Origin of the sequence: Anaerocolumna sp. MB42-C2, from assembly GCF_030913705.1 — a bacterium.
Taxonomy (GTDB): domain Bacteria; phylum Bacillota; class Clostridia; order Lachnospirales; family Lachnospiraceae; genus Anaerocolumna.
Map to the genome: position 1 here is coordinate 6,382,879 of NZ_CP133190.1, position 7,122 is coordinate 6,390,000.

Annotated in this window: 7 protein-coding genes (1 of these 7 only partly in view); 6 read left to right on the top strand and 1 reads right to left on the bottom strand. The window is 34.4% G+C overall.

Translation table 11 applies throughout. From position 1 onward, the window contains the following. Window positions 1-8: 8 nt before the first annotated feature. On the bottom strand, window positions 9-1,949 hold the full coding sequence (gene abc-f, locus RBU59_RS28315) for a ribosomal protection-like ABC-F family protein (RefSeq protein ID WP_308145808.1): 1,941 nt from the start codon (window positions 1,947-1,949) through the stop codon (window positions 9-11). 214 nt (window positions 1,950-2,163) lie between these two features. Between abc-f and RBU59_RS28320 the strand changes: the two genes are divergently transcribed. The 6 genes from RBU59_RS28320 to RBU59_RS28345 form a co-directional block, all read left to right on the top strand. Next, window positions 2,164-2,817 carry a redox-sensing transcriptional repressor Rex gene (locus RBU59_RS28320; protein ID WP_308145809.1) on the top strand — a complete coding sequence of 218 codons (654 nt, stop codon included), beginning with the start codon at window positions 2,164-2,166 and terminating at the stop codon, window positions 2,815-2,817. A gap of 59 nt (window positions 2,818-2,876) precedes the next feature. Then, window positions 2,877-3,488 carry a hypothetical protein gene (locus RBU59_RS28325; RefSeq protein ID WP_308145810.1) on the top strand — a complete coding sequence of 204 codons (612 nt, stop codon included), beginning with the start codon at window positions 2,877-2,879 and terminating at the stop codon, window positions 3,486-3,488. Between the two features lie 38 nt (window positions 3,489-3,526). Then, the gene (acpS, locus tag RBU59_RS28330) at window positions 3,527-3,892 is read left to right on the top strand and encodes a holo-ACP synthase (protein ID WP_308145811.1); all 366 of its coding nucleotides are present in this window, start codon (window positions 3,527-3,529) and stop codon (window positions 3,890-3,892) included. An 87-nt stretch (window positions 3,893-3,979) separates the two neighbouring features. Next, window positions 3,980-5,512, top strand: coding sequence for an NAD(P)H-hydrate dehydratase (locus RBU59_RS28335; RefSeq protein ID WP_308145812.1), 1,533 nt, complete (start codon window positions 3,980-3,982; stop codon window positions 5,510-5,512). A 45-nt stretch (window positions 5,513-5,557) separates the two neighbouring features. Beyond that, complete coding sequence (gene alr / locus RBU59_RS28340) at window positions 5,558-6,754, top strand: alanine racemase (protein WP_308145813.1); 1,197 nt, start codon at window positions 5,558-5,560, stop codon at window positions 6,752-6,754. A gap of 199 nt (window positions 6,755-6,953) precedes the next feature. Then, window positions 6,954-7,122, top strand: partial view of a type II toxin-antitoxin system PemK/MazF family toxin gene (locus RBU59_RS28345; RefSeq protein WP_161839357.1) — the beginning only. Its footprint extends 188 nt past the window's final position; only the first 169 of its 357 coding nucleotides appear in the window; it begins with the start codon at window positions 6,954-6,956; its stop codon lies beyond the right edge, outside the window.

Consider the following 7,122-nt stretch of genomic DNA (forward strand, 5'->3'; position numbering starts at 1 on the left):
ATATTTAATTATTCTGCTAATTCTTCCCATAAAATTAATAATTCTTCCAGATGTTTTTCAATCTCTTTCTTTTCATTATTTAATTCCAGTAATTTAGTGACATTTGTAAATATCTCTTCCTGAGATAGAAGTGCATCAATCTCTTCATTCCTGGTTTCCAGTTTATTAATTTCATCTTCGGTTTTCTTTAAATCATTTTGGCGTTTTCTCAATCTGGCCTGTTCTTCTTTCTGTTGTTTCCAATCCAGTTTACTATCGGAATTTATAACATCTGCAGTATTTAATGAAGCAGTACCGGAAGGAAAGGATAAATTAGCAGCTTCTTCCAGTTTGATCCGCTCCATTTCCGGTTTTTTCTCCAAATAGTAATCATAGTTGCCGATATAATTTATTAAGTTGCATCCGGCTAAATCCAAAATTCTGGTGGCCGTCTTATTAATAAAATAACGGTCGTGAGAAACATACAAGACTGTTCCGGTATAATTATTTATGGCGTTTTCTAATATTTCTTTGGATGTAATATCTAAATGGTTGGTAGGTTCATCCAGAATTAGAAAATTTGCTTCTGAAAGCATAAGTTTTGCAAGAGATACCCTGCCTCGTTCACCACCGCTGATATCTTTTATCCGCTTAAATACATCATCATTTGTAAAAAGAAATGCGGCTAAAACATTACGAATTTCTGTATTGTCCATATCTGGGTAAGTATCCTGTAATTCGTCAAATAAGGTTTTATCCTGATTTAATACCTGATGCTCCTGATCGTAATAACCGATTTTGACTTTGGCTCCTAATTTTATTTCTCCCTCATCTGCAGCAATCAATTGATTAATAATCTTTAAAATAGTAGTTTTACCGGTACCGTTATTACCTATGATTGCAACTCTTTCGCTCCGCTTTATATCAAAATTAATTTGTTTAAATAATTTAAGGGAACCAAAGGACTTGCTTAAGCCGATAATACTAAGAACATCATTACCGCTGGTCACGTGGGGCTCCAGACGAATGGACATATGTGATTGCTGGGTTATCGGTTTTTCTATCCGTTCAATTTTATCCAGCATTTTTTCACGGCTTTCCGCACGTTTAATGGATTTTTCACGATTAAATGAGCGAAGTTTGGCAATTACTTCTTCCTGATGTTTAATTTCTTTCTGCTGATTTAAATAGTGCTTTAACATAGCATCTCTTAAGAATGCTTTTTTATCAGCATAAACAGAATAATTTCCCTCATAGGAAGTTGCTTTGGTGTTTTCAATTTCGATAACCTTGGTAACGACCCTATCCAGGAAATAACGGTCATGGGCTATTACCACAACTGCACCTTTATAATTCACTAAAAAGGTTTCGAGCCAGGCTATAGACTCCATATCCAAGTGGTTAGTCGGTTCGTCTAACAGGATCAAATCAGGTGTACTTAACAGCAATTTACCTAAGGCCACCCGGGTTTTCTGACCTCCGGACAGGGCAGTTACCGGTTTGCTAAATTCATCTTCCGTAAACCCAAGGCCTTTTAAGACTCCGACTACTTCACTTTTATACGCATATCCATTTTTTAGTTCAAATTCATGGGTCAATCTGGTATAAGCAGCCAATAAACGTTCCAGTTCATTACCGGAAGCATTTTTCATTTCCAATTCTAATTGATGAATGGTATGATCCAATTCAATAATGTCTTTTTTCACGGTTAAAATTTCGTCATAGATAGAATTATCGGAAGACAGCTCCTGATGTTGTGCCAGGTATCCTACTGTACTTCCTTTCGCAAAAATAATTTCACCGTCGTCCGCAGCTAATTCACCCATGATTATTTTAAAAAGGGTAGATTTACCTGCACCATTGGCGCCGACTATGGCAGCCTTTTCTCTATCATTAACATGAAATGAAACATTATTTAAAATCTGGTCCGTACCGAAACTTTTACTTATATTTTTACATGCTAAAATCATATTATATTCTCCGTCAGTTTTTTGAAATCATTATATATCTGTTTATAAAACTTTACTATAAAATCATATTGTAATACGGTATAAATGTCAAGCAAATGGGAAAGAAACAAGGTATTTAGGAGGGTGGTAAACTATATTTGACAATTTTATATCAATCACATATAATTAATTTAAATTGGTTTTATGAAGTTAAATCAGTAAAGGAGGAATATTCGTGCACGAAAAAGAAATATCATTGGCTGTAATACAAAGACTACCGAGATATTACAGGTATTTGGGGGAATTACTTGAGAATGATGTAGTTCGTATCTCCTCGAAAGAACTAAGTGAAAGAATGAAAGTAACAGCTTCACAAATCAGACAGGATCTTAATAATTTTGGTGGTTTTGGACAACAGGGCTACGGCTATAATGTGGAATATTTATATACAGAGATTGGTAAAATTTTAGGATTGGATAAATGTTACAATTTAATCATAATCGGTGCCGGTAATCTGGGCCAGGCACTGGCCAATTATACGGATTTTGAAAGACGCGGATTTTATATTAAAGGCATTTTTGATGTCAATCCAAGATTAGAGGGAATCTCAATCAGAGGTACTGAAATCCGTATGATAGACGAATTGGAGGATTTTGTGAAAAACAATACGGTGCACATTGCTGCTTTAACCATTCCAAAATTAAAAGCACCGGCAATAGCTAAGGATTTAGTTCGTATGGGAATAAAAGCTATTTGGAATTTTGCACCTACAGACCTAAATTTACCTAATGAGGTAATGGTTGAAAATGTCCATCTTGCGGAAAGTCTAATGCGTTTATCCTATAATTTAAAAGCATTGGAAGAAAGTAATGAAGCTGATGATAATTAATACAACCTGAACCATACATTAACTTAAGTACAATCACTTTGGTAAAGGAAGTGAAACAAATGAGAAAAAAGAATGAGATAGACTTTGAGAGAATATTTAAAGGTAAAAAAATTCCAATTCTGACTCTCGATGAACGTTGGCATGAATTGTTTCCCGAATACGACAAGCCGGTTCATTTAAAAGAAATTGAAGTAAAATTAAACGAACTGATCAAACAACAGGGTAAACTGGCAAGTGATATGAAAGATATGAAGGCTTTAAAGAATAAGCTTATGCAGGAAATCATAACCCACATGGATGTGAATGATACGGAAATAGGTAAACTTAAAGCCAAAACACTGGATAGAAATCAGCGATATATTAAAGAACTCAGTGAAAAGATGAACCGCACAGAAGATGAATTAATGGAGCTGCCTTATCAAATAAAAGCTGTAAATGAGCAATTGATTGTAGAAAGTGCTAAAGTATGTTATGAAAGATTAAACAGCAATAACAAAAAAGTTGGTGAAATAGCACTTTGGGTATCAAAAATAAGAAATGAATTAAAAGAAAAGATATTGGAAAAGCAAGATATGGAAATGAAAAATACGGCTATTTATTCTTATATGCATGATATGCTGGGACCTGAGTTACTGCAGGGGCTTGATGAAGAATTAAAAAATAGCTTATAAATTTTTGTATACACAAAACTGCTTTGGGAGCCTGATTTATGATTGTTGGTATAGGAACAGATATGATAGAAATTAACCGGGTGGTTAAGGCATGTGAAAAAGAAACGTTTCAAAAAAAGTATTTTACGGCAAGCGAAATAGAATTAGCAGCATCCTGCAAAAATCGATTCGCAGATAATTTTGCAGTGAAAGAGGCAGTTTCTAAAATGTTTGGCACTGGTTTTCGTAAAATCAGACCGATTGATATAGAGGTATTAAGAGATTCCTTAGGAAAACCCTATGTAATTTTATATGATTCTGCATTAGTAATTTCAAATTCTTTATCTATCACTAAAATTTTTGTCAGTATAACAAATACAAATAAGTATGCAAGCGCTTTTGTCGTAGGAGAAAGTATTACCTGAGCGGTATTTTTATTAGTGCCGGCAGAAGTTTTGATTGAAAGGCAGTAACATAGATGTGGATAGATATGTTATGCAATGGGTGTAAATATGAAGACGGTTGTTAATTCTGCTCGTATGAAAGCAGTTGACGATTATACAATTGAAAAAGTTGGTATACCTGCTGTCGTATTAATGGAACGTGCTGCGTTATCAGTTGTAGATGCAATGAAAGAACATGGTTTAGCAAAGGAAAAAATACTGGCAGTGTGCGGTATGGGTAATAATGGTGCAGATGGAATAGCAGCTGCACGTATCTTGTATCAGCAAAGATATGCGGTTGATATTTTGCTGGTTGGCGATGAAGATAAAGCATCTCCTCTGTTAAAACAGCAAATAATAATTGCCAGAAATTTAGGTATATCTATATATAACAATATAGCTATCGCTGAATATACTATTATAATAGATGCGATCTTTGGAATCGGGCTTAGCAGGGATGTAACCGGTATTTACAAAGAAATTATCAAAGAAATTAATTCAGGCTGCCATAAGGTATTTTCCGTTGATATACCCTCGGGGTTGTCGGCAGATACTGCAAAACCTATGAATATTGCCATAAAAGCGGATTATACCATAACTTTCGGGTTAAACAAAATTGGTCTTATTTTATATCCGGGTTGTGAATATGCCGGCAATGTGCTAGTTGCGGATATTGGATTTCCGGAGCTTGCAGTTAAGCAGGTTAATTCGCCCTATTATATTTATGATACGAGTGATCTGAATAAATTACCGAAAAGATTAAATTATTCTAATAAAGGAACCTATGGTAAAGTATTAATTATTGCAGGTTCTGTAAATATCAGCGGAGCTTGTTATTTTTCGGCAAAATCGGCATATCGATCAGGTTCCGGTTTAGTTAAGGTGGTAACTGTGGAGGAAAACAGGGTTATAATACAGTCGCAATTACCGGAAGTCTTACTTTATACTTACCAATCTGCTTCCTGGGATGATTATACTGACGAACAAATTCTGAAAGAAATAGAATGGGCAAATGTTATAGTAATCGGACCGGGTATTGGTATGAGCAATGCATCGGAACGATTATTGGAGTTAGTTTTAAAACATGCAAAAACTCCGGTAATAATAGATGCCGATGGTATAAATTTATTAGCTGAAAAAGTTAATTCGATGCATAATAATAAAAGCAGATTAGAAAATATAGGATCTATCTTACCGAAAGAAACAATCTTAACTCCTCATTTAAAAGAATTATCAGTTTTACTGGAAGTGCCGATAGATAAAATTGTAAATAATTTATTGGATACTGCAGATTTATGTGCTTTTAATAATGAAACAATTACTGTATTAAAAGATGCTAGAACCATCGTTGCTAATGATAATGAAAGATATATTAATGTTTCGGGAAATAATGGAATGTCAACCGGTGGTTCAGGAGATGTATTAACGGGGATTATTGCAGCTTTTATTGCACAGGGAATAGAAGCAAAAGAAGCGGCTAAACTGGGAGTTTATATACACGGTCTGGCCGGTGATAAAGCACGCGAATCGAAAGGAAGCTATGCTTTAATTGCCAGTGATATAATAGATGCACTGGAACAGGTATTTGATGTTAATGAATAAATATTTGGGCATATGAGGATACCCTGGTATGGATTGGAGGAACATATGACAACAGGTTTCACACATTTAACTTCGCTTGATAAAGCAGAAGAAAGATATTTTAGGGTAACAGCTGGTATTAACCTTGATGCTATTTGCGAAAATATATTAAACACTAGGAAATTAGTAAATAACACCACTAAAATAATGGCAATAATAAAAGCAGATGGTTACGGTCATGGTGCAGTACCAATAGCAAAAGCATTGGATCAGATTGGTATTGATGCATTTGGAATTGCTATTTTAGAGGAAGGAATCGAATTAAGAAAAGCAGGAATTAAACAGCCACTTTTGATTCTTGGATATACCCCTGCAGAACAGTTTAAAGAACTGGTAAAGTATGATATTACTCCGGCTATTTTTCAGTACTGTGCGGCTGAAGAACTGTCAAAAGAAGCAATTAAACAGAACAAAACAGCGAATATCCACATTAAACTGGATACAGGAATGAGTAGAATTGGATTTAGCGATAAAATAGAGAGTATTGATGAAATTAAGAAAATTGCATCACTAAAAGGGGTAAAGATTGAGGGTATCTTTTCCCATTTTGCCTGTGCTGATGAAAAGGATAAAACATCATCCAGAAACCAATTAAAAAGATATCTTACTTTTGTAAAACAGCTGGAAGAAGAAGGTATAGTAATACCCATTAAGCATATTGCAAACAGTGCAGGAATTATAGAATTACCAGAAGCACAGATGGATATGGTTCGCAGCGGAATCTCTACTTATGGACTGTATCCTTCCGAAGACGTTGATAAGACTAAAATTAAGTTAAAACCGGCCTTGGAAATTAAGACTCATGTTAGTTATGTTAAAGAGGTAGATGCAGGTGTTGGTGTAAGTTATGGCAGTACATATGTTACAACGAAGAAAACGCGAATTGCTACTATACCTGTTGGCTATGGAGATGGTTATCCAAGACTTTTATCATCAAAAGGCAGAGTTTTAATTCATGGTAAATATGCTCCTATCATAGGAAGAGTATGTATGGATCAATTTATGGTTGATGTTTCTGATATAAATAATGTCAAACAGGGTGATACGGTTACTTTACTTGGTAATGACGGGGAGTTGACAATTACAGTAGAAGAATTAGCGGCTATGGCATATTCCTTTAATTATGAGTTTATTTGTAATGTAGGAAAAAGAATACCACGGATTTATTTTCAAAAAGGTAAGATAATTGACATAAAGGAATAAATTTTATTTATTCTCATTAACAGTAGTTATGGGTAAATGATTGCCACTGTAAAATGAAAAGTTTACAAGTTTCTTAAGGGGCATCTGAATAAGTACTAAATTTTTGCGATTCATCACATAAAAGAAAACATTTTATGGAATACACCAGTCAAAATTGGGAAATAATAAGACTAAAGCCATAAAATGGAGTGTGATAAAAGTGATAATTAAAAGAGGCGATATATTTTATGCAGATTTAAGACCAGTTATTGGATCTGAACAGGGAGGAGTAAGACCTGTTCTGATTATTCAAAATGATACAGGAAATAAACACAGCCCAACTGTAATATGTGCTGCTATTACGTCTAAAATGAATAAGGCGAAACTTC